The 20,403-nt window shown below is 41.4% G+C and carries 18 protein-coding genes and 3 pseudogenes; 7 read left to right on the plus strand and 14 right to left on the minus strand.

Annotation, left to right across the window (positions count from 1 at the left end; genetic code table 11):
* Window positions 1–50 precede the first annotated feature (50 nt).
* The 3 genes from SU60_RS18660 to SU60_RS22695 form a co-directional block, all read right to left on the minus strand.
* Window positions 51–734: a dual specificity protein phosphatase family protein gene (locus tag SU60_RS18660; protein WP_243750276.1), complete on the minus strand. Its 684-nt coding sequence runs from the start codon at window positions 732–734 to the stop codon at window positions 51–53.
* Between the two features lie 7 nt (window positions 735–741).
* The gene (locus SU60_RS18665; protein ID WP_245228438.1) at window positions 742–984 is read right to left on the minus strand and encodes a hypothetical protein; all 243 of its coding nucleotides are present in this window, start codon (window positions 982–984) and stop codon (window positions 742–744) included.
* Window positions 985–1,711: 727 nt separating this feature from the next.
* Window positions 1,712–1,840 carry a hypothetical protein gene (locus SU60_RS22695; RefSeq protein ID WP_280806735.1) on the minus strand — a complete coding sequence of 43 codons (129 nt, stop codon included), beginning with the start codon at window positions 1,838–1,840 and terminating at the stop codon, window positions 1,712–1,714.
* A gap of 205 nt (window positions 1,841–2,045) precedes the next feature.
* Between SU60_RS22695 and SU60_RS18675 the strand changes: the two genes are divergently transcribed.
* Window positions 2,046–3,029, plus strand: a complete 984-nt coding sequence (locus SU60_RS18675; RefSeq protein ID WP_041156846.1) for an AAA family ATPase — start codon at window positions 2,046–2,048, stop codon at window positions 3,027–3,029.
* 24 nt (window positions 3,030–3,053) lie between these two features.
* Window positions 3,054–5,552, plus strand: a complete 2,499-nt coding sequence (locus SU60_RS18680; RefSeq protein WP_041156847.1) for a S8 family peptidase — start codon at window positions 3,054–3,056, stop codon at window positions 5,550–5,552.
* Window positions 5,553–5,745: 193 nt separating this feature from the next.
* On the opposite strand, the gene SU60_RS18685 is transcribed toward SU60_RS18680, so the two are convergent.
* From SU60_RS18685 to SU60_RS18700, 4 genes are all read right to left on the minus strand, one after another.
* Window positions 5,746–6,150, minus strand: coding sequence for a hypothetical protein (locus SU60_RS18685; protein WP_041156848.1), 405 nt, complete (start codon window positions 6,148–6,150; stop codon window positions 5,746–5,748).
* On the minus strand, window positions 6,143–7,948 hold the full coding sequence (locus SU60_RS18690) for a site-specific integrase (RefSeq protein WP_041156849.1): 1,806 nt from the start codon (window positions 7,946–7,948) through the stop codon (window positions 6,143–6,145). The genes SU60_RS18685 and SU60_RS18690 overlap by 8 nt, the downstream gene beginning before the upstream one ends.
* Window positions 7,945–9,477 (minus strand): hypothetical protein, encoded by a 1,533-nt coding sequence (locus SU60_RS18695; RefSeq protein ID WP_209419724.1) that lies wholly within the window; start codon window positions 9,475–9,477, stop codon window positions 7,945–7,947. The genes SU60_RS18690 and SU60_RS18695 overlap by 4 nt, the downstream gene beginning before the upstream one ends.
* Before the next feature lie 126 nt (window positions 9,478–9,603).
* A complete protein-coding gene (locus SU60_RS18700; RefSeq protein ID WP_041156850.1) occupies window positions 9,604–10,737 on the minus strand; it encodes a tyrosine-type recombinase/integrase in 1,134 nt (377 codons plus the stop codon).
* Between the two features lie 598 nt (window positions 10,738–11,335).
* Between SU60_RS18700 and SU60_RS18705 the strand changes: the two genes are divergently transcribed.
* Entirely contained in the window at window positions 11,336–12,745 is a 1,410-nt protein-coding gene (locus tag SU60_RS18705; protein WP_041156851.1) for an FIST signal transduction protein, read from the plus strand.
* Window positions 12,742–13,266 (plus strand): methyl-accepting chemotaxis protein, encoded by a 525-nt coding sequence (locus SU60_RS18710; protein WP_041156852.1) that lies wholly within the window; start codon window positions 12,742–12,744, stop codon window positions 13,264–13,266. Before SU60_RS18705 ends, SU60_RS18710 begins: the two co-directional genes overlap by 4 nt.
* 329 nt (window positions 13,267–13,595) lie before the next feature.
* Here the strand turns inward: SU60_RS18710 and SU60_RS18715 are convergent.
* Both SU60_RS18715 and SU60_RS18720 read right to left on the minus strand, forming a co-directional pair.
* Window positions 13,596–13,955 (minus strand): annotated as a pseudogene (locus SU60_RS18715) (TolC family protein); the annotation flags it as partial.
* A gap of 32 nt (window positions 13,956–13,987) precedes the next feature.
* The gene (locus SU60_RS18720) at window positions 13,988–14,227 is read right to left on the minus strand and encodes a LexA family protein (RefSeq protein WP_041156854.1); all 240 of its coding nucleotides are present in this window, start codon (window positions 14,225–14,227) and stop codon (window positions 13,988–13,990) included.
* A gap of 73 nt (window positions 14,228–14,300) precedes the next feature.
* On the opposite strand from SU60_RS18720, the gene SU60_RS18725 reads away from it, so the two are divergent.
* Entirely contained in the window at window positions 14,301–15,425 is a 1,125-nt protein-coding gene (locus SU60_RS18725) for an IS630 family transposase (RefSeq protein WP_041156855.1), read from the plus strand.
* A 12-nt stretch (window positions 15,426–15,437) separates the two neighbouring features.
* Here SU60_RS18725 and SU60_RS18730 read toward each other — a convergent pair.
* The 5 genes and pseudogenes from SU60_RS18730 to tnpA form a co-directional block, all read right to left on the minus strand.
* A pseudogene (locus SU60_RS18730) lies at window positions 15,438–15,650 on the minus strand (TolC family protein); the annotation flags it as partial.
* A gap of 124 nt (window positions 15,651–15,774) precedes the next feature.
* Entirely contained in the window at window positions 15,775–16,017 is a 243-nt protein-coding gene (locus tag SU60_RS18735; protein WP_041156857.1) for a hypothetical protein, read from the minus strand.
* Window positions 16,018–16,384: 367 nt separating this feature from the next.
* Window positions 16,385–17,946: pseudogene (gene tnpC / locus SU60_RS18740) on the minus strand (IS66 family transposase).
* A gap of 67 nt (window positions 17,947–18,013) precedes the next feature.
* The gene (tnpB, locus tag SU60_RS18745; RefSeq protein ID WP_041156858.1) at window positions 18,014–18,379 is read right to left on the minus strand and encodes an IS66 family insertion sequence element accessory protein TnpB; all 366 of its coding nucleotides are present in this window, start codon (window positions 18,377–18,379) and stop codon (window positions 18,014–18,016) included.
* A complete protein-coding gene (gene tnpA / locus SU60_RS18750) occupies window positions 18,380–18,688 on the minus strand; it encodes an IS66 family insertion sequence element accessory protein TnpA (RefSeq protein ID WP_041156859.1) in 309 nt (102 codons plus the stop codon).
* Window positions 18,689–18,921: 233 nt separating this feature from the next.
* On the opposite strand from tnpA, the gene SU60_RS18755 reads away from it, so the two are divergent.
* Window positions 18,922–19,176: a helix-turn-helix domain-containing protein gene (locus SU60_RS18755; RefSeq protein ID WP_041156860.1), complete on the plus strand. Its 255-nt coding sequence runs from the start codon at window positions 18,922–18,924 to the stop codon at window positions 19,174–19,176.
* An 86-nt stretch (window positions 19,177–19,262) separates the two neighbouring features.
* Window positions 19,263–19,958 carry a DUF6933 domain-containing protein gene (locus tag SU60_RS18760; protein WP_041156861.1) on the plus strand — a complete coding sequence of 232 codons (696 nt, stop codon included), beginning with the start codon at window positions 19,263–19,265 and terminating at the stop codon, window positions 19,956–19,958.
* Window positions 19,959–20,403 lie beyond the last annotated feature (445 nt).

The following is a 20,403-nucleotide window of genomic DNA, read 5'->3' on the forward strand; positions in this document are numbered from 1 at the left end:
CTCTTCTTTTCATGCACGTTGTATCGAGAGTAGGGGGCCACATTCACTAGTTATTTTTTAAGCCCTAAAGCTACCATCAATAAATCTACGAACTTCTGGGATATTGTTGGTTGCTTTTCTTCTTTAGGAGCTTTAGCAGCTTGTTCATATTGCTGGATCAAGGGTTCAAACCGTACTGGATTACATAGCAATTTATATACAGTCATATTTGGGCTCTCAATTGGTTTATTGCTTTCAAAACCAAATTGATCCACCAGGTATTTAGCAACAGCTCCGCTGCGTGAACGACCAAAATAGCAGTGAACGTAGATTTTATTCACTCCAGAGGAGATTAGTTGAGATATGAAATTTTTTAGTTTCTCTGCCTGTTCTGAATCAATATAAGAACAATAGCGCATTCGAAACTCATCTTTATGGATGTGGATAGCGTCTTCACTATAGCCTCCATCAAAAAAAGAATCTCTGTATATCAGCTCCCAGGAACCGAGTTCAGCTAAAGGTTTTCCCGGATCGGTGATAGAAATCATTGCTACTCCGAGCTCTGGGTGAATAGTCTCAGCCTCTCTCTGGCTAACAAAAATAACTTTTCCGTTACACATTGGTTCCTCTTTGAATGTTCTTTTGGGACAATAAAGTGGATTTAGTCTTTGTTTTAGTGGAACAGCTTTGTATCTGGCTGTTTTTTTAATTGCTTTTACACTTTGTTCGTGTGGTGCATTCTTGGTTTTGCTCATTGTTTCATTAGAACAGTGAATATCTGCTTGCGTCTTTAGGGTGGGAATCTAATAGTTCTTTGGCCTGGCGTTCACCTTTTGCTGTATTAACAGAGAAGTGGACCCCAATGGTTGGACACTTCTCAGGAAGGGTTGTATAAACACCATAATGGCGCATGTCTACAATATAGTCTCTACAGCATAGAGCCACATTATGAACTTTGCCCTCTGCATCGAGACCACCAAAGGTATGACATGGCTGAGTAAACATTCGCTTGCACTTTGAGCAACGAGCGCTGTTTTTGTTGATCACTCTACTTAGAACTTTTTCAAACTTTGTTTTATTTAGCATATGTCACCTCCAGAACCTAAGCATCTTACGTGACCGCGTAACAAATGAAATCCATAGCTCCTCGTTAACACCGTGCGTGCTCAAGAGTGTGTTTTTTCATGTCCTCTTTTAGTTTATAGAACTCCCTTTTAAACAAGACATGCCGTATGAGGGTAACTGCAAAACCAAGAGTTGAAAGTACTGCTGCTACTAGTGCCATTTCAGTTAAATCCACGATTTTCCGCCTCCGTACCTTGTTGTACCGAAATATGAAAATGAAAGTGTGTAGGTAAAATAAAGTTTGCCAACATACAACTCTATGTAGAATAAAGTTCGCCAAAATGGATAACGCCACTGCTAAACCACCCGGTATATCATGGTTTTAGAATAGGACGGCTATCGTTCCTTTTATCCACTCAAAAAGGTGCTTATACGTGACTTTATGCCCCTCGTGCGCGAAAAGTGAGTCGCAAACTATTCGACCTTTAAATTTTGCAAGCTCTACTTTGGAAAAGGTACATTTTCGTAAGTAGAGAATTTAAGGTTAATATTACACCAGTTATTGGTTGTTTTGGAACAATAAAGTTATGCATCCTTGAAAGTGTAACGTCTGTCTTAATGGTTAATATCTACGGTTGTAAGGGTGAACTGAACTAAAGCATAGTTCTTATAGAGGTAGTGCTTTCTGTGCTGATTGGAATCTAACAGAGGCGACAAACAGAGGCGATGTTGCCAAACTCATTTCTGCCCCAAAGTTTGCTGCGCCGTTAAACACGACATCAGATAATCGGTCCATTTAGACATACAAAAAGTAATACTTGTCAAAAGATATGGCCTGAACCCATCTACTCATATGAATCTAGGTAAATCAATTGAACGCTAATTAACCAGTTAGTGACAGCTATCTTGAAAGACACCGTAATGAATAGATGTTTTTAAGGTACTGTGTCAAACTATAAGAGTTAAGTGTTATATCAATTTTATTTTAAAGAAGACGTCTTATGGCCAGTTCAGAGCAATTAAAAGCATTGTTGCAGTCGCATCTAGAAAAGGATGACGACCGATTTATGTCTATTGCTTTGCAAGTCGCAGCACATGAAGCTCGTAGTGGTCATGGAAAACTTGCGCAGGAGCTGCGAGATCTTGTTACAGTAGCTAAGAAAAAGTCTTCTGCAGATAAAAATGCCCCAATTTCAATTGCAAAAGGAGTTCAGGATGCTAGTGGACTTCTTTTTGCGTCTCAGCCTAAAAACAGGCTTGTTGACTTGATTGCAAAAGACGATTTGAAAGTTCGGCTTGAGCGATTGGTCAGAGAGCAAAAATTCATGACGAAATTAAAAACTCATGGATTGTCTCCTCGTCGAAAAGTGCTATTGGTTGGTCCTCCAGGAACAGGTAAGACGTTTACTGCATCAATCTTGGCTGGAGAATTGGATTATCCTTTGTTTCAAGTAAGACTTGATGCATTGATAACTAAGTTTATGGGAGAATCTTCTGCTAAGTTAAGACAAGTTTTCGATGCAATTAGCAATGTTCGAGGTGTGTATTTTTTTGATGAATTCGACGCTCTAGGTTCACAGCGGAATTCTCAGAATGATGTGGGTGAAGCTCGCAGAATATTAAATAGCTTTCTTCAAATGATCGAACAGGATGAGTCTAATAGTTTAATCGTATGTGCTACTAATCATATTGAAATATTGGATAATGCGTTATTTAGACGGTTTGACGATGTTATCCGGTACGAATTGCCAGAAGATGACGAAATCATAACTTTGTTTAAAAACAGACTTAAGCCATATGTAGTAAAGAGCTTTCCATGGAAAAAATTGCCAGAGTTAGCTAAAGAGTTGAGTAGTGCAGAGATCAGTCGAGCTGCGGATGAATCAATCAAAGATATGCTGATTAATGGAACGGATCGAATCACGTTGACCACTGTTAAAGATGCTATCTTAGATCGAAAAAACATGAGAAAGGATCTGTTTTAAATTTTGTATTAATGGATAGGAATAATGGAAGGAAAAAAACATTTATTTGTAGGAAAGAACGGGAAAGCACAGAAATATACCTATCCAAGACAAGTCATAATATCGCCTACCATACCAAAGAGAAACCGAGCTTCTCATGGTGCTAATCTTTCATCTCAGTTAACATTAGCGAAAGTTGCCGAAGAAACTATCAGTGAAGAAATTGATAATATTGAACTAGATACTCCTGTGGGAGTTCAACTCTCATTTGAAAGTTTCCCTGGTATTGAAATCGCATTTGAAAAATTAGCGGATGTTCGCAGTGGAATAGAGCTACTGAGCGTAGTTCAAAAGGAAGACATCTATGTGGCAAACGTGTTGGTACCTCTGGGGAAATTTGGGGTTTTAGAGAAAAAAATTTCGGAATACTTAAATTCAAGTAAAGACAATAAATCAGGTCCTAAGCACGCGGTTCTTTTGAACGCAGTTTCCACTATTCGTAATACTGTTATAGAAAACCTTTGGACGGATAATCCAGAGCTATTTCCAACTTCCAATCAGGAAGTTGATTGGTTTGAAATATGGTTACCTGTGGGTGATGATCGGCCCGCCGTAATTAATGATTTTAAAAAGCTTTGTGGTATTCATGAAATAACCGTATCAGATAGTACACTTGAATTTCCGGAAAGGACGGTATTACTCGTTAGGACATCTTTAGACCAGCTAGCAAGTTCAGCTGCACTTCTAAGTAAAATTTCTGAAATACGTAAATCAAAAACAACAGCTGAATTTTTTGATTCTCTGGATATAGAAGATCAGCGCCAATGGGCTGAGGAACTAATTGAAAGAGTTGAATACAATTTTGATGATGACAGCGTCCCATATATTTCTATATTAGATACTGGTATAAATGTTGGTCATCCTCTTTTATCTGCCGTTTCTAATACTAATGATATGTTTGTTGTTGATCCTACTTGGAATGACGCTGATGCTAATGGTCATGGAACCTCAATGGCGGGGCTATCTATTTGGGGCGATTTGACATCTGCTCTGGAAACGTCTGACCGAATAAATATCAATCACAAATTAGAATCCATTAAGCTTTTACGTTATCCTGGTGATAACAGAGATAAACACCTTGGGCAAGTGACAGCGTCTGGTATTTCGTTATCTGAGATAGAAAATTTTGATAGAAAACGAATTTATACGCTTGCTTTATCAGCAAAAGATTCAAAAGACCGAGGTAAACCATCAGCATGGTCCTCAGAATTAGATGCACTGGCAGTTGACTATAGCGGAGAGAATTTATATCCGCGTTTTTTTGTCGTTTGTGCTGGCAATACTGAAGCAAATTTAACCCAATTAAAAGAGTATCCTCAATACAATGAGTTACAAGATATTCATGACCCTGGTCAGTCATGGAATGTTTTGACTGTTGGTGCATGCACTAATAAAACACAGATAACAGATGATGGTGGGGAAAATTATACTCTGCTTGCTCCCAAAGGTGGGTTGAGCCCATATAGTACTACCTCTGTGACCTGGATGAACTCAATGCCTATTAAACCAGAGGTCGTTTTTGAAGGTGGAAATATGGGTGTTGATGATTATTCAGCGGCTTCTATGTCAAGTCTGCAGCTTTTGACTACTCATCATGACTTCCATACACGACTGTTTTCAACATTTAATGCAACTAGTGCAGCAACTGCGTTAGCTGCAAAATTTGCCGCAGAGATAAGTGCATCATATCCCAATCTATGGCCGGAAACGGTAAGAGCTTTAATTGTTCATTCAGCGAACTGGACTGAAAGCATGCTTAGTCAATTCTCCTATCCAGGGAAAACCGCGCGGCAACGAGCACAACATTTAGCCAGATGTGTTGGTTATGGTGTTCCAAATCTCAGCAAAGCGTTGTGGAGTGCAAGTAACTCGTTGGTAATGATTGTTGAGGATGAGCTACAACCGTTTGAAAGGATAAAAGGGAAAGAGCCATCGACTAAAGATATGCATATCCATGATATCCCTTGGCCGAAAACACAGCTTTTCGAATTAGGTGATGTTCCAGTAAAAATGACTATTACTCTGTCTTACTTTATTGAACCTAATCCTTCTAGCCGTAACATATCAAGCAAATATCGTTATCCAAGTCATCAATTGCGTTTTGATGTAAAACGTCCGACAGAGTCGAAATCTGAATTTTTGAAACGGTTAAGTCGAGCCGCTAGAGCTGAAGAAGAAGGTTCGTCAACTCCTCCCCCAGATCCTAACTGGCTATTAGGTGATTTTCGTAATAAAGGGTCCATTCATAAAGACGTTTGGGAAGGTACTGCGGCTGATTTAGCTGAACGAGGTTTGTTAGCTGTTTATCCTGCAATGGGTTGGTGGAGAACCCGTAAAAAATTGGAACGATATGATAAACAAGCTCGTTATTCATTGATTGTGTCGATTGAAACACCATCAACCGATGTAGATTTATATACCCCGGTGGAAACTGAAATCAGGAATAGGGCTGTTATTGAAAATGTGGTAACTGTTGAAAATTAGTTGTCGGAAGACAATATAGTTTGATCGATTCCAATAAAGTCTGACCATTTACATTAATTATAAATAGTTCGTTACATGTAACTGTAGCTAACCTTCTGTTTTATATAACTTTGTTTAAGGTTGCACTTTTGGATGTTTTTAACCATCTCAAAAGTAACCTTAATTTGAAATTATTACCATTAAATTCAGGCAATTAGCTGTATATTAGTTGCGTTACATTGCTATTGTCCGCACGAGCATTGCTCAGAGCCATGTTTTTTCGTATTAACGTAGCATTTTGTGATTGAACTTTAGCGAGCATAGCTTTCAATTCTGCCACCTCAGACCGCAACTCTCGATTGCGGTCTTTGTATTTATTAAGTTCAGTTTGTTTGGCATCACGTTGCTGTCGAATGTCTTTGTTTACACCGCCTTTAATACGCTCTAATAGTTCAGGGCAGTCACGGTGAATCAATGCTCGACTTACACCTGCTTCTTCGGCAACGGCAGCGACACTCATTTTACGTTTATGAGAAACAGTATTTGGACGACCTTTTTCGATTCGAACAATGGCAAGTCGAACCGCTTTATGTGTCGCTTTTTCTTTCTGGTTAGACATTTATCACCTCGATATCCTTTCTCTCGTTAATCTCTTGCTTCATAGCTTCAACATCAATACCTAATGCCACTAGAACCTTTTCACAGCGTTCCATGCCTTTTTTTACCGCCGCTCTACCAGCTTCACCAATATCATCCAATTGCATCAGTTTCATTTGCTGCACTAGCATTCCCTCCCAATAAGGCAGGTGTCGCTTATCTACAATGCCGCTTTCACAGCTATCAGGCTTACCACACTTACACTCATCATCATTGGTGCACCACCCAATACCTGTTGAGCGAATTGGTATGGAGCTAGAGTATGCCTTTGCCATAGCACTAAGAGAGCCAAAAGATTTAATTAACTCTTTATCCTCACGGACCTTCATGATGTTTTGAGCTATGTCGCCACCAGTGATAGGCATGTCTAGTTCAAACCAATCTTGCTTAATTTCTTCTTCAACCAGATATTTCTCTCGAAGCATTTCTTCAAACAATTCAGCATCCAAAGCATCATTAAAGGCATACAAAGTGGTCATGGTAATTGACCAATGTTTAAAGTGGTCTTTTAATGCTCTCAAGTCACCTAATTCAGAGTGAACCGCATAATTAGCAAAGGTACGTCTGAATTGGTGCGCTGATAGGTTCCAATTACTCCCTATCTGTTCACATAAGTTTGGCAACCTAGTGTTAGTCATTGCCACCCCTGACAATAGGTAAATTGCGTTTCCTTTTCCCAGGTTTTTCGATAGGCAGATGTGGTTTGAGATTTCCTCAAGTCGATGTGCTTCCACATGATCGTTGCTTGCTTTCGCTTTTAGTAAATCACACTCAAGTTGATCTTGAAGTGGAGCGCTCAAACGGCCAAGAATATCAATCGCTTCCGTGGCTATCCTTGGCGCAATCCACTCAGCTAACCCTGTATGTGTTTTCTCAGAGACAGTTTCGATGTGGTAGTAAGTGGTGTCACCTTTCGTTTCAGAGCGATACGCATCACGCTTAATGCCTAATATTTCATGGATACGCATACCCGTTGTGAGTAACAGCCAGAAGATACAGCTATCTCGCAGTAGCAATGTTTCTCTCTTTTTTGACGATTTCAGAATTTCATCAGCTTTATCTAGGTATGATTTAGTAAACTGGCACAGCGGAATTAGCACTTTATTTGGAATAATGGGGGTCTTACCTTTGGTAATGGCTTCCCGATACGCTTCACCAACATACCCTGCTTGCTCATTAGCGGTTGATTGAGGCCAAGGATGCTCTTTGACAAAATCAAACTCTTTGCAGTGGTAATAAAGGTCTTCTAGAACGCGGAATCTATCCACCTTGGTGACTGCTGTCAGTGGTTTAGTCTCGCCTTTTCGTTTTGAGTGCAGGGTATTTACATGCCTAACGTAGGCATTTGAGGTAAAAGCTGTCAGCCCATGTGTAACTGTAGTATCTGAACTTAAAACCCACTGAAAATAACTTTTCAACTTGTCCAATGTTTTCACATGAGTATTAAGAGCTAACCCCTTTTTGAATTTGCTCCAGATTACCCACTTTGCCATGCGCTTCATTTGAGTATCATCAATCGTAGAAAAAGTAAGGTTTAATGCACTTGCTATAGTTGCTTTCGTACCTTTACTAGCAGGAAACACCCATACATCTTCCTCAAATCGAGATAGCGTTTGGTATTCACCATTGGCGAGTTTAATGTAGGTCACGATACCCGTTAGAGAGCCATCAATGACTTGCTCAAGCGCACTGGTGCTTGGCTTTGGACATTGCTGAATTGCAAACTCAGCTTGCGTGAGTATTAACTCAATTGAACTCATTGCGTCACCTTCAACATATCAAGGTTTTGCCAGTACGGATGTGGATTAGATCTTGCCCGTTCTTTTTCAGCCTCTACACGCTGTAGCTGGCCAAGCTTAGCAAATTCAGGGACAACTTCTTCATCTACGATTCTTAGAACATTTTTTAAATGACGCTTCCAGTCTTTACGACCAAACTCGTCACGGCTTCGAATAATCGCCCAATAAAAACTAAAGAGTTTATACAAATCATCACCTGTAATAACGAAGCTTTTACAGCGGAAGCAGCCTAAAAAGTCATTACAGAACGAGCCATTTTTCGGTGCTTTATCGCCATTCTTAGGGTCTTTACAATGCCCTACAGGGACGCTTGGCTCTGCGCACGTTAGCTCTTTAACTCGTATCTCACCCATTAAGCCCAAGTTGCGCTTTGATTGCTCAGGAGCTTGCAGGTAGTGGTCAAGCGTTCCTGTCCCACTGTGTTTGGCTTGCCGCGCAGCAATTAACAAACTCTCACCACTTAACTCATAAATACCATTGATGAACGTCTTGCGAAAACGGCTTATATTAAGTTTTATGGTGCGTCCATCTTCATCTTTTAAGTCGTATTCTTTGATGAACTTGTTAATATTACTTAGCAATGATCGGTCTGAAAGAGAAGTAGCAGTACCTTTCTTCGCACCTCGTCCACCTCGTAAGGTTTCATAGGAAAGTATTAAGTCGGTACCAGTAAATTCTCTCACTTGGGCATTGCGCTCAATCATCAACTCAATTAGATAAGCAACATCAAGTTTTATCCCTTGTACTACCTCAAGTTTTTCTGATTTACGCAAGTTGTGTAACTGCATTGCATTGCTTCGTTTCTTAAATACGGTCAATAGCTTACGATTATCTTTAAGTGGATGGTTACTCAATGATTCGGTAGTCATATTGAGAAGCGGAGATGTGTTGATGCCTGTCTGAATCGCCACAGCTAACAAACACAGTGTTAACTGATAACCTGTTAGTGGTTCGGTCTTTTGATAAATCGGCTTAATTGCTTGTTTTAGCGCAACTACCACCTGCCTTTTTTCATGGGAAGTCAGGGGTTTCGCGCCCTTTGCACGTTTATTTGAATTTGGAAATGGGCTCTTCGGAAAGAAATCACTGTTTAGGTTGATGTCACCAATGGCAGGCCAGTAGCCTTTTTCTTTCATACGTGTCAGCAATGATTTGATGTATGTGTAGACACTCTTTTGGGAGTTATACCCTAGCTTGCTGCCTTTGAGATGCAACAAATATTGCTCTATTAAATTGGAGGTAATATCAGCTTGCGTCAAGTCCTCACCCAATGAATGCCTAAATATCGTTAAGTATTCAGCAAAATAGGTAAAGCCAGCGGTCAAATAAGCGTATTGAGTTCTCTCTGTAAAAGCATCAGTATTTTTCAGTAGTGCTTTTGCGGTGTAGTACGCTCGATTGGTGATGTCATCATAGCCTTCGCCGTAATATGAACTAAAGTCAAAATTAGTACCATTACCACCTTTTGAACCGATATTGGGATAGTTCACAACAGGGTTGATTGGTCGTTCTATTTCTCGATTTTGATCAGTGTCAGTAGTTGCTCTACTGCCGACGTTTTCTTTAGCTTGTTTTTGTTAATTGACAGTTTTTTTCTTTGTCTCGCCATACTTCACCTACACAATCGCATCAATCTGTTGTTGATACTCAATAGACAAGTCATCGACTAAATCATTAACTAAATGCAAATACTTCATCGTGGTTGTAATACTTGAATGTCCAAGCCGAGCTTGTAGGTACATCAAGGGTTCAAATCTACTGCTTTTATGTTCTAACATTCCTTTCAGCATGTGCGTTGCGTAAGTATGTCTTAACATGTGCGGTGATACGTGAAAGGGCAAATTAAGCGACTTGAGAGCCTTACCAAAAGCAGAGCCTTGAGAAGTCCACTCTTGACCATCAGGCGTTAAAAACAAGCAATCTGATACCACTTCTGACTCCTGCTGCTTCTGAAAACGAGCCTCATTGACATAACGCCACAAGTCTTCCATCAGTCGTGTTGGAATGTGTATCTTACGCTCTTTCTCACCTTTGGTTCGCGAAATATTGACCTCGTAGTAAGCTCGATTTCCAGTTGGCTTTCGTATTACGTGCAACGGAAACAACAACAGCTCTTTACGTCTGATACCTGTCTGTAGACATAAGCGAACCATCAGCTTTAAGGTTGGATTTTCAATCGCAGATAGCAGTTCTTTCACTTCAATAGCTGACAAAAACTGAGCTTTCTTCTCAAAGGTTTTCATCATCAAATCAGAGCTGTACTTCTTACCACCATTTCTTTCGGTATGGGCTAAAAATTGCTGCCCTTTATTCACTGAAACCGATTCTAAAGAGTAAGGTAATGACTTAAACCACTTGCCAACTCCATAAGAGTAGAAACGCACTATCGTTCTTAAATGTTGGTTGGTTGAGTTAACTGACATACCAAACTCACCAACACAAAGGTCACGATAAGCACTAACTAACATTTCATCTTCACTGCTTTCGGAAATATCTCGCCAATCTAAGTTGTTCTGCTCACAAAACGTCAGGAATTGAGCTAAATGATTGCCATACGTCCACCAAGTATTTTCACTATTCACCCGACCTCGTTTTAAGCATTCATATATCAAGAACTGCATCGCCTCTACACAAAGCATTCCTGATTCAATCCCTAGTTCTGAATTATCACTCTCCCAAGTTAGTAAGGGGAAGTTAGGGTGTTTGACGCTTTCTATCTCAAAGTCAGATGTGGATTTGATGCAGAGCATAACAACCTCGCTGGACTGTACATGTATACATATATAAAGGGTGGTTCTATGCTTTGCTATGAGAATTGGAATTTTTTATGCGTACCGTGATATGTAACACGTTACTGGACAGAAATCATTTAGGGGCTTCGGGCGGATTCTACCTTCGGATAACTTTTGGTATCCCAAAATGACGAACGGCACCTCTTTCTGAGATGCCCATCGTGGAAGCTTTTGGACAGAAGCTTGCAGCACGAACCCAGTTTTTCACGTTTAACTTATGTGGTTAACATGACTACCTATGCCACGCACAGCCTCGCTCCCAGGCATAAGCCAGTCAAGTATATCGGTGACCTTTTTGTGCTTAGGCAAAGATTAAAAATTCTGTCCCAGACTTAATAATGCAGCAGAAAGAGCAAGGGCTATCAACGTGGCAGGAAACAAAGTACGCGCAATCATTAAGACCTGATGGTGAATTTTATCCGATTTTGCAAAATGTGAAGTCGAATGCATATCGACACTAATTACATATAAAAACTCATTGATATTTGTATTGACCATGTATTAGCATTGACCGGTTATGACCCAAAACGTCACACGGTTAAAAAAGAGCTCAATTATGGTTTCACTGTTTAAGAAGAGTACTAAATCCAGAGATAAGCAGGATCAATCTAGTGTTGAAATTCTGGTCTCTACTCAGGAGCAAATATCTGGTATTACTCTCAAAGGAAAGCACCGACTTGTCATCGCTTACTTGTCTCCAGACTGCCCGAGTCCGGATAATGTGGTCAGGGAAATTGGCAGAAAGTTCTCTGATATCCCATATCGTTTGGTGTTAATGAGCTCCGGAGTTTTAGGTGGAACAGAGCTCTATAATCAATCTGCGGGCTCAAATCAGGTTCTGTTTCATTTTTTCCCTGAGTCGCTGATAGAAAAGATTTCAAGTTTCGAAATCCCTGTATCACAAGATGCTGAGGCCGTAGAAAGGTCAATATCTTCTACTGTAAAAGTACCTTTTAATATTGATACCAGAGACACCTTTGGTTTGATCTATTTCCCGGGCTTGACTGCTGCGGAATCCTACTTCTCGGAAGCGATGCTGAACTCATCAGCTCCTCTGACTCACCTTATCGGAGGTAGCGCAGGGGGGAAGCTTGATTTCTCACGTGCAGATGTTTTCTTAAATGAGAAAGGGCACTCGGACAAATGTGTTCTGCTCTACTGTAAGCTTGCTCCTGACTATTATTACGACATCTTCAAAAGTCACAACTTTAAGGCCACCAGCAACTTTTTTGATATTGTGGATTTTGATGCATCCAGCCGTGTACTTAAAGCGGTAAATATTCATGGAAGCTGGGAAGTCGTAAACCCGGTAAATGCACTTTGTCAGCTATTCTCTTGCAGCAAATCACAACTTAATGACAACTTATCAAAACACTCATTTGCGATTAAAAATCGGGCAGGCGAACTATTTATCAAATCGATAGCAAACGTAAATGATGACGGCAGCATTGCATTTTTTAGCGATATGGACTTTGGCGAGCGCTTATACATAGTAAAGCAGCATGAGCTGTCTAATCAGACTGAACAGGATTTAAGACAGTTCCTTTCAGGCAGCAAACCTGAAACCATGCTCCTGAATGACTGCGTACTACGCAGACTCAATAATGGTAGCTCACTTGGTCGCGTAAATTGTTTTGATGATATCAAGGCATCTGGGTTCTCAAGCTTTGGAGAGACCGCTTTTAGTTTGCATCAAAATGAAACATTAGCGGCGCTGGCTATTTTTAAGCGCGATGACAAGCGGAAACTCTATTCTCCTTTTGAGTCCGCTCTATTGTCTTCTATGCAATACAAGGCCGAGTTAGGAAACAGAAGGAGTGAGCAGATCATCGCTGTTCAATCTGCCCTTATTGAGGAACTAAAAACCTACGAAACTGCAATTGCCCATACCTCCAGTAGCCTTAAGCAGATCCACGACATTATTATTAAATCATCTGAGACCTATAGTGCTTCGAAGGCCAGATGAATAATTTAGCAGTACAAACAGGGCAGCAATCCGCACTCCGTTCAGATACGCAGGATAAAGTCCAGACGCTGATTCAGCACAGCAGTCAGGTGAACACTATTATGGATGAAATCGGAAAAATCGCGGATCAGACCAATCTGCTGGCATTGAACGCAGCAATAGAGGCGGCAAGAGCTGGTGAGCATGGCAGAGGTTTTGCGGTTGTAGCAGATGAGGTTCGAAAACTCAGCCTTACGACACAAACCAGTCTTGACGAGACCCGAACTCTGTTTACTCAAATGCTATCAAGTATTGATGGTATCGAAGGCTCTTCCAACTCACTTTCCGGAGTTACTGAACAATTAACTCAGTGCCAGTCTGAACTTACTCAGATCTTCGATATCATTAAATCTGACTCCCACGAAGCAATTCGCCACGCTGAGCGATCTTATCAAGAAGCCAGTGAATCAGAAGAGAAAATCGAGACGATTAAGGAATCATCTGAAAAGCTAAATGCTTTCCTTATGTATAGTAGAAAATAGTCTGGTACATAGAGAAAACTTCAAATGGCACCTTTAAATAGTAGGGCTCATGTTCGATCTAATAGTGCATCCTCTGTAATTGAGTAGCTCCATAGATGCTAGAGGTGAATATTTTATAGGATAGGCGACACTCGTTGCTGAGTGATCTGCCCTAGCCAAACAGGATGATCACCCAAGTGAATCATTATGCAAATGTGATATATAGGGTGGAATGTTAAAAAATGACAGCTTTTGGGAGTTTTCTGCCACGTTCTCTTAGCGGGTAGCCATGAACAAAAGTACGGTGATCTCAGTGGCACGATTCACCACTGAGTAATTACGTTAACAAACTTTGGGGCATTATCTCTGTGTTGGGTTAGGCCTTGTTCAACGGCAATGCGAGTATTAAGCACTTCTTTTGCCAGTACCACACTGTAGTAATACTTCGCTAGATCTTCATAGCGAGCTTGAATGACCATGGCAAGCTGGCTTTGTGCTTCTTCTTTTTTTCCTTCAGCAGCGGTTTGTGCTGCCGTAATTCGGCCACCTGTAAAAATGGGCCAAACGGCTCGAATGGAAGAACTGAAGATATCGCGTTCTGTCATCGTCGATGTTAGGGAACCCAGTTTATTGAGTGCCCCTAAACTTGCATTGCTGCTTTTTTCGATTTGTTTTAAGGATAGTGTGACATCTTGATCTAAGCGTATGTAGTACCGTTTCCATTTAATTCTGATCGATTGAGCTACCAATCCAATGGTAGCTCTTTTACATCAATAACCACCTTGATACTTCGGCTGACACCTGCTTCTTTCGTTATCAATCCACGCTCTTCAAGCTTCAATAACATCTGATGAACACTTGGTGGTGATACCTCAAAGTAATCTTGTAGATCTGCATGAGCTGGCGCTCGTCCATTCACTTTGGTGTAGTAGTAAATATAGGCCAGATACTGCCCTTGTTTTTTGGTGCATTTTCCAGACATTTTCCCATCTTAGATCGACATTTTTACCGGAGTATGATCAATTATTGGTTTTAAGAATGAAGCCTATAATGCCATGAATATTTCCTACCGTGTTGAACTGACTTGTGAAGAAATTGCTGAACTTAACGAACTCACCAGTAAAGGTAAGCACAACGCCAGAAAGCTAAAGCGTGCCCAAATCCTTTTACTGGCAAATCACAGGCAACATACAGACGCTGAAATATGTCAGCTCTTAAATACCAGTACTTCAACGGTCTATAGAACCAAACGCGGCTTTGTTGAAGAAGGCCTACAATCTGCACTGGAAGAAGGAAAACGTCTTGGGCAGTCGAAGGCATTAAGCTCAAGCGAGGAAGCCACGCTTATCACTATCGCCTGTACCAAGCCACCTGAAGGGGTCGCTCGATGGACGCTTTCTTTAATTGCAGACCGGCTGATTGCTTTGACAGACTTAGAAAGTATTTCTCTGGAAACAATCCGCTCGCGACTTAAGGAAAATCAACTCAAACCATGGCAGAAGAAAATGTGGTGTATTGGTCAACTTAATGCGGACTTCATTGCACAGATGGAAGAAGTTTTGGAGTTGTATGCTCAACCTGCCAACCCCAAAGAGCCGGTCATTAACTTCGATGAGGCCATGAAGCAGATGGTTTCCCATACAAGAGAGCCTATTTCAGCTAAACCTGGACAACCAGAACGGATCGATTATGTATATCGCAGGGAAGCGGTAGCGAATATCTTCCTGATGTATGACCGACATAATGGTTGGCGACATGCGAAAGCAACAAAAACCAAAAAGTTCGAAGACTTTGCTTGGTGCATGAAAGAGTTAGTTGATGAACATTACCCGGATGCAGACCAAATTCATGTTGTGTTGGACAATTTTACCACCCACAAGGCTGGCGCACTTTATCACACGTTTCCTGCGGGAGAGGCTCGCCGAATATTAAGGAAAATCACTTTCCACTATACCCCTCCTCATGCCAGTTGGCTCAACATGGTGGAGATTGAGATCGGCGTTATGAATCAGCAATGCCTTAATCGACGTATCGGGAGTTGGGAGGAATTACATCGGGAGCTTAAAGCTTGGGAGACTATGCGCAATGCAGAGAAAGCATCCATCGAATGGTTGTTTGATGTAGACAAAGCCCGGAACAAACTTCACCGGGCTTATGATGAACTAACCATTCAAAACTAAATGGAAAAGGTAGTAGTTTGCACTGACGGTAACGGAAGGTAAATTCAAATTAAACGTTGAATCTTGCATGTACTGATAGTGTTCAACATTGGCTCGTTCAGCGGCTAAAGAATGGTTACTTTGCTGCAAAATTTCCCAAGCTTGCTGGAACGAAATGGGCGCAGCGGATACCGATGAAATACCCAGCAATGAGCACATCAAGAGAGTGAGTGATTTTGGCTTCATACTTTCCGTTCAGAATCAGGTTTAGAGTTAATGCTCTATATTATAGATTTTCGACAGGGCTGAGTAGTATTTTGTTGTAACAAAAGTCGAATTGCTGATTCGAAAACCCGAACCAGCAATAATGTTATATATGAATATTATGAGAATAGTAGGGACATAAGAAATCTGCGCGCCATATGAGCTTTTTGGTCCCTTGCATTGTTGTGAGTACATCTTTTCCAGACATTTGTGGGAACGCAAGCAAGACACGTAAGTTTTCATGATCTTCGGTTTCTAATTCATAGGCCCGGACATGAGTAAACGTCGAAAGGAGATGCTCGTTTAGCATGTCTCGTGAAAGGCATATACCTAAAGCATCTTTTTCCATTGTTACTTTCCTCCTGACAATGTATAGGGTGAGCTATCTACCACATTAGTCATTATAATCGAGCGTAGAATGGCAATAACTTTTACTCCTCACTGCTCCATTTAGTATATAGGTAACCACGCAATTAGGCAAAAAATACGCGAATCTTAATGTGATCAATGACAGATTTTCGAGTGTAAATAGGGAAGAGTTATTAGCTAATAAATTTATCATTAATGAATCTTTGTCTTCCTTTATTTTATATTTATAAATCATAGCGTTAAGTATTATTATTTCGAATGACTGACTTTCAACCAAGCCAAGTTAGCTAGAATGATTTTGGTAAGCGATTAATTATCAGCGTTATTGATCAGAACCAGCAAGCCTTTTAGGCTTTACCGATATTCCATGGTAGAAGGGATTCGATTTGTTCGACTGTTTCGGCATACGGCAGGTTCGTCAGAACAGTATGAAGATACTCATATGGCTCCAGGCCGTTTAGCTTCGCCGTTTCTACAATGCTATAGCAGACCGCACTGGCTTTTGCCCCCTGTGAGCTATCTGCAAACAACCATGCCCTTCTCCCTACCACGAACGGGCGGATAGCGTTTTCAGCCAAGATATTACTGATACGTAACTCGCCATTCGTACAGTACACGACAAGCTTTTCCCACTGGTTTCGCATATAAGTGATCGCTAAGCCTGTCAGACTGTCTGCGGGAACTTTGTTGGCATTATTTTCGAGGAAGATTTTCAGCTTATCCAAAAGCGGAACACTGTGCTCTTGACGATAAGCAACGACTTGCTCTGGGGTGTATCCCGCTTTTTCTTTCAGCTCATTTATCTGACATTCAATATGATAAAGCTGATTAATATGCCTGAGTGCGGTATCGGCATTGCTAACTTTGGCTTTTTTACCTTTCGGCTGCGCCGCTTGCGCTTCAATAAATTTCCGGCGCGCATGATCCATACAGCCACTGGAGTTAACTGATATTTCTTGCAGGCAGCGTTGTACCCCGCATAACCATCGGTTTGCAGGTAACCTTTAAAGCCGTCAAGCAATGTAATTGGAACCTCTCCGCTTCGGGATGGGTCATAATGGAACAGAACGCTCCGCTCACTGGGTGGCCCACCCAGTGATACCCACATCTGCTTGTCGGACGTAGCTGGCTTACCCGGCTCTTTCAACACCTGGATGCGAGTTTCATCCATCGCAATGATATGGCCTGCATTTTGATGCTCCCTGAGCAGATTCACCAACGGCTGAAGCACCTGCGCCGATTTCATCACATAGTTGGCGAGTGTGGCCCTGGAGATATCACCACCGTAGCGGCTGAGCATTTTTTCGATTCGGTAAAGCGGAAGACCGTCCACATATTTAGACGTAATGGTATGAGCAATCAGGCTGGTGCTACCCAGTGAACCTGGCAGTGGATGCTTTGGCATCGGCGCTGTCACCATAGTCTGGCCATCTTCTGTGTCGAACACCGCTTTTTCTTGCATGTATTCCAGGACACGAACTTTGGCGGGTACGATATCTAACTCTTCTTTCACTTTGGCGAAGAAGGTGCTCTTAGCGCCAGTTTTTTCTGCATCTGTCAGGTACAGGAAGATTTGTTCACGCGGTAAATCGTTAGACAGTGGCTTACGGCCACGAGGTTTAGATGTGTTCTTTTTCTTCTGGTCTTCATCCTGCTTTTCATGAGCGTCAAGCACAGGATCGGTACACAGTTCCGCTTCGTCAAACAACCGGAACTGGCCAGGATGGGTTTTCTCGCTACTTGGGGTAAAGCGTTTGATTTTCAGGTGGCGAACGATTTCTTCTAAAATCGCAATGCGGTCTGACTGAGATTTCAAACGTTCAGACTGGTTTTGAAGTTGTGCTTCTTTTTCTGCTAACTGAGCACGAAGTTGCTCTATTTCACTCAGGTTTTCAGAAGAGGAAGTCATGATTCAAATTGCCTTTAACGGCTTTTTTCAACAGGGTTTATTGTACCAAATTCCCGTTAATAAGTCGCTAAAATAAGGACTCATATTCCAACTTTTTATGCCCTTGCATCAAGGAGATATCGTAACCATCAAGCAGCCAGTTTATCTGTTGACCCGTGAGTGTAATGACTTCATCTGTTCGCTTGGGCCACTTGAATTTTTCTTCAGCAAGTGCTTTGTAATAGAGCACGAAGCCGTTGTTTTCCCAGAAGAGACATTTGATTTTGTTGCGTCGCTTATTGGTAAAAGCATACAAGTTGCCACTGAAGGGGTTGTGGCCTAACTCTATTTCAATAAGCGCACTGAGTCCCCGGTGCGATTTGCGAAAATCAATCGGATCGCGATAAAGATAGACGCAATTGAGGTGCTGAGCTGGTCGGAGTGTCGGCTGCATTTATCGAAGCTCCCTGAAAAGTTGGGCAACTATCAAGATATTCGTGGCACTGACATCCGTGATCTGAGTTCCATCGGGTAAGCAAATCGTCGGCCCTGACTGGGTGGATATCCGTGTTTCGAATTGAGCCACGACAAATCCAGACCGAGTTTCTCCTTGGTTAGTTTGCTGAGTGGCGTGATATTTTTGTTTCCAGTAAGTGAACTGGTGAGGGGTAAGCCCATGATGACGGCAATAGTCAACTTGAGTTTGCTGGGTTTGCATCCATGCCTGGATGTGTTCAAACCAGGTATCCGGTGATAGTGACATAGTGAAGAACTCTTGTAGTGGTAATGACGGCGGTCATTATGAGCCTTCACTGAAAATTGGGAATGATGTCGAGAATTAAGCGCTTACGAATGAACTAAGGCGCTTTTGTCCCGGAGCTAAGAGGGTAAGAGAACATCTGGGTAGGTTACTAAGGCTCGACACATTAGATCCGCAAGGATATAGTGCATCGTTTCTCACTAACCCACTAACATCCGCTTTTTAACAGAACACCTATGAATAACCATTTATCCCCAATCGACAAAAATCATTTGAAGAAACTACTTCGCTTAGAGTTAGATCCGACATGGTCTGATAGTCTGTCGGCAACACCTGATATGTCTTGGGTTACGCCCATAGTGTTAGAAACACTATTTACTGAGTTGATGATCCACACCCGAGGCAATCAAACAAAGGCTGCAAAAATGCTTGGTATTAACAGAGGAAATTTAAGCTCAAAAATCAAACGGATATCAAATCGAGAGCTATGAACCTCAACAGCAGATTTAAACGCCAAGTTAAGTGCATCTAAGCCGCCTTGTCCAAATTCAATGTTATTAAAGCTGGAAAATACAATATGTTAGTCTTTAACTGCACTAAAGCTGCTGCTGAATTTTTTACGGTGACACGTCAAGGTCAAAAGTGTTCAGATCTAGAACCTGCACCACATAAAACCATCTCAGAATCAATTGAAACGCCTATTTTCCCAAATGGGGTTGATGCCGACAAAAATGGTCAATTTCAATGGCAATGGGTACTTCATTGTGTATCCATTAAACGCAAAAAATACTTAATGGCAATGGACTATCAAAGCCGCTTTTGTATTACGGTACTTGCATGTAAGAAAGGTGATATTTATCAGTTTCTCAACACCTTTGAACCCATGCTTAAGGCATGTTTTCACAGTTTAGCCAATCAAAGTGGTGTCGATGCCGTCGAGATTGAGAGCTGCATTGACCATTACGACAGAGCGGTGAATGATTGTGCATTCCATCCTAGAGGAGACCGTAGCGTGCAGGCACACATAAATGACGTGCTTTGGCACCTTGAACGCCACTGCTATGAAGATGGCATGTTACTTGAGGATGTTGACCTACTTGGGTTTAATTTGTTTGCCAATCAGTTTCCTCGTAAGAGTAAGCATCGAAAAACGTTCTTTTTTTCAACTGAAGAGTTTGTCAAACACTGGCGCGAATGGGTATTTGAGAGCGTCCCCTTGGATATGAGTAGAGTCATTAATCTGAGTGATTACAAGAAGGCAAACAAAGAGTAATGTCATGCATGAAAGTTCGTAATTGAGGGCATTCAATTCAAGGTATGAACTGTACCACCGATTTTGGACACCAGTTAAGCGAATCTAAGGCGCTTCTGTCCCGAAGTGACCTTGCCAACATAAAAAATCATTTTTACTGCATGATTGTTGTTGCCGTCACATGAGCAGGATTTGGGCAAATTCCGGTTATCTTCTAACATGTATGTTATAGCTGAAAACGATTTTGGGGCAGATATGAGTTTGCCAACATCGCCCCAAATCGATCCCAATCAGCAAAGAAAACACTACTCCTATAAGAACTATGCTTTTTTTTAGTTCACCCACATATATATTTGATATTGACCATTATGATGAATGTTACACCCTTGGGGATTCATAACAATAAAGTTTGTCACTTTTTCTTCTGTCAATTCACTTGGCAGAGGAAAAGTGAAGCGACTACAGC

Origin of the sequence: Vibrio mytili, assembly GCF_000830505.1 — a bacterium.
Classification (GTDB): Bacteria; Pseudomonadota; Gammaproteobacteria; order Enterobacterales; family Vibrionaceae; genus Vibrio; species Vibrio mytili.

Excerpts from the sequence above, each read along its gene's own strand:
- SU60_RS18660 (WP_243750276.1), bottom strand. The coding sequence starts at position 734 with ATGAGCAAAACCAAGAATGCACCACACGAACAAAGTGTAAAAGCAATT.
- SU60_RS18665 (WP_245228438.1), bottom strand. The coding sequence starts at position 984 with ATGTTTACTCAGCCATGTCATACCTTTGGTGGTCTCGATGCAGAGGGC.
- SU60_RS22695 (WP_280806735.1), bottom strand. The coding sequence starts at position 1,840 with ATGGACCGATTATCTGATGTCGTGTTTAACGGCGCAGCAAACTTTGGG.
- SU60_RS18675 (WP_041156846.1), top strand. The coding sequence starts at position 2,046 with ATGGCCAGTTCAGAGCAATTAAAAGCATTGTTGCAGTCGCATCTAGAA.
- SU60_RS18680 (WP_041156847.1), top strand. The coding sequence starts at position 3,054 with ATGGAAGGAAAAAAACATTTATTTGTAGGAAAGAACGGGAAAGCACAG.
- SU60_RS18685 (WP_041156848.1), bottom strand. The coding sequence starts at position 6,150 with ATGTCTAACCAGAAAGAAAAAGCGACACATAAAGCGGTTCGACTTGCC.
- SU60_RS18690 (WP_041156849.1), bottom strand. The coding sequence starts at position 7,948 with ATGAGTTCAATTGAGTTAATACTCACGCAAGCTGAGTTTGCAATTCAG.
- SU60_RS18700 (WP_041156850.1), bottom strand. The coding sequence starts at position 10,737 with ATGCTCTGCATCAAATCCACATCTGACTTTGAGATAGAAAGCGTCAAA.
- SU60_RS18705 (WP_041156851.1), top strand. The coding sequence starts at position 11,336 with ATGGTTTCACTGTTTAAGAAGAGTACTAAATCCAGAGATAAGCAGGAT.
- SU60_RS18710 (WP_041156852.1), top strand. The coding sequence starts at position 12,742 with ATGAATAATTTAGCAGTACAAACAGGGCAGCAATCCGCACTCCGTTCA.
- SU60_RS18720 (WP_041156854.1), bottom strand. The coding sequence starts at position 14,227 with ATGTCTGGAAAATGCACCAAAAAACAAGGGCAGTATCTGGCCTATATT.
- SU60_RS18725 (WP_041156855.1), top strand. The coding sequence starts at position 14,301 with ATGAATATTTCCTACCGTGTTGAACTGACTTGTGAAGAAATTGCTGAA.
- SU60_RS18735 (WP_041156857.1), bottom strand. The coding sequence starts at position 16,017 with ATGGAAAAAGATGCTTTAGGTATATGCCTTTCACGAGACATGCTAAAC.
- tnpB (WP_041156858.1), bottom strand. The coding sequence starts at position 18,379 with ATGCAGCCGACACTCCGACCAGCTCAGCACCTCAATTGCGTCTATCTT.
- tnpA (WP_041156859.1), bottom strand. The coding sequence starts at position 18,688 with ATGTCACTATCACCGGATACCTGGTTTGAACACATCCAGGCATGGATG.
- SU60_RS18755 (WP_041156860.1), top strand. The coding sequence starts at position 18,922 with ATGAATAACCATTTATCCCCAATCGACAAAAATCATTTGAAGAAACTA.
- SU60_RS18760 (WP_041156861.1), top strand. The coding sequence starts at position 19,263 with ATGTTAGTCTTTAACTGCACTAAAGCTGCTGCTGAATTTTTTACGGTG.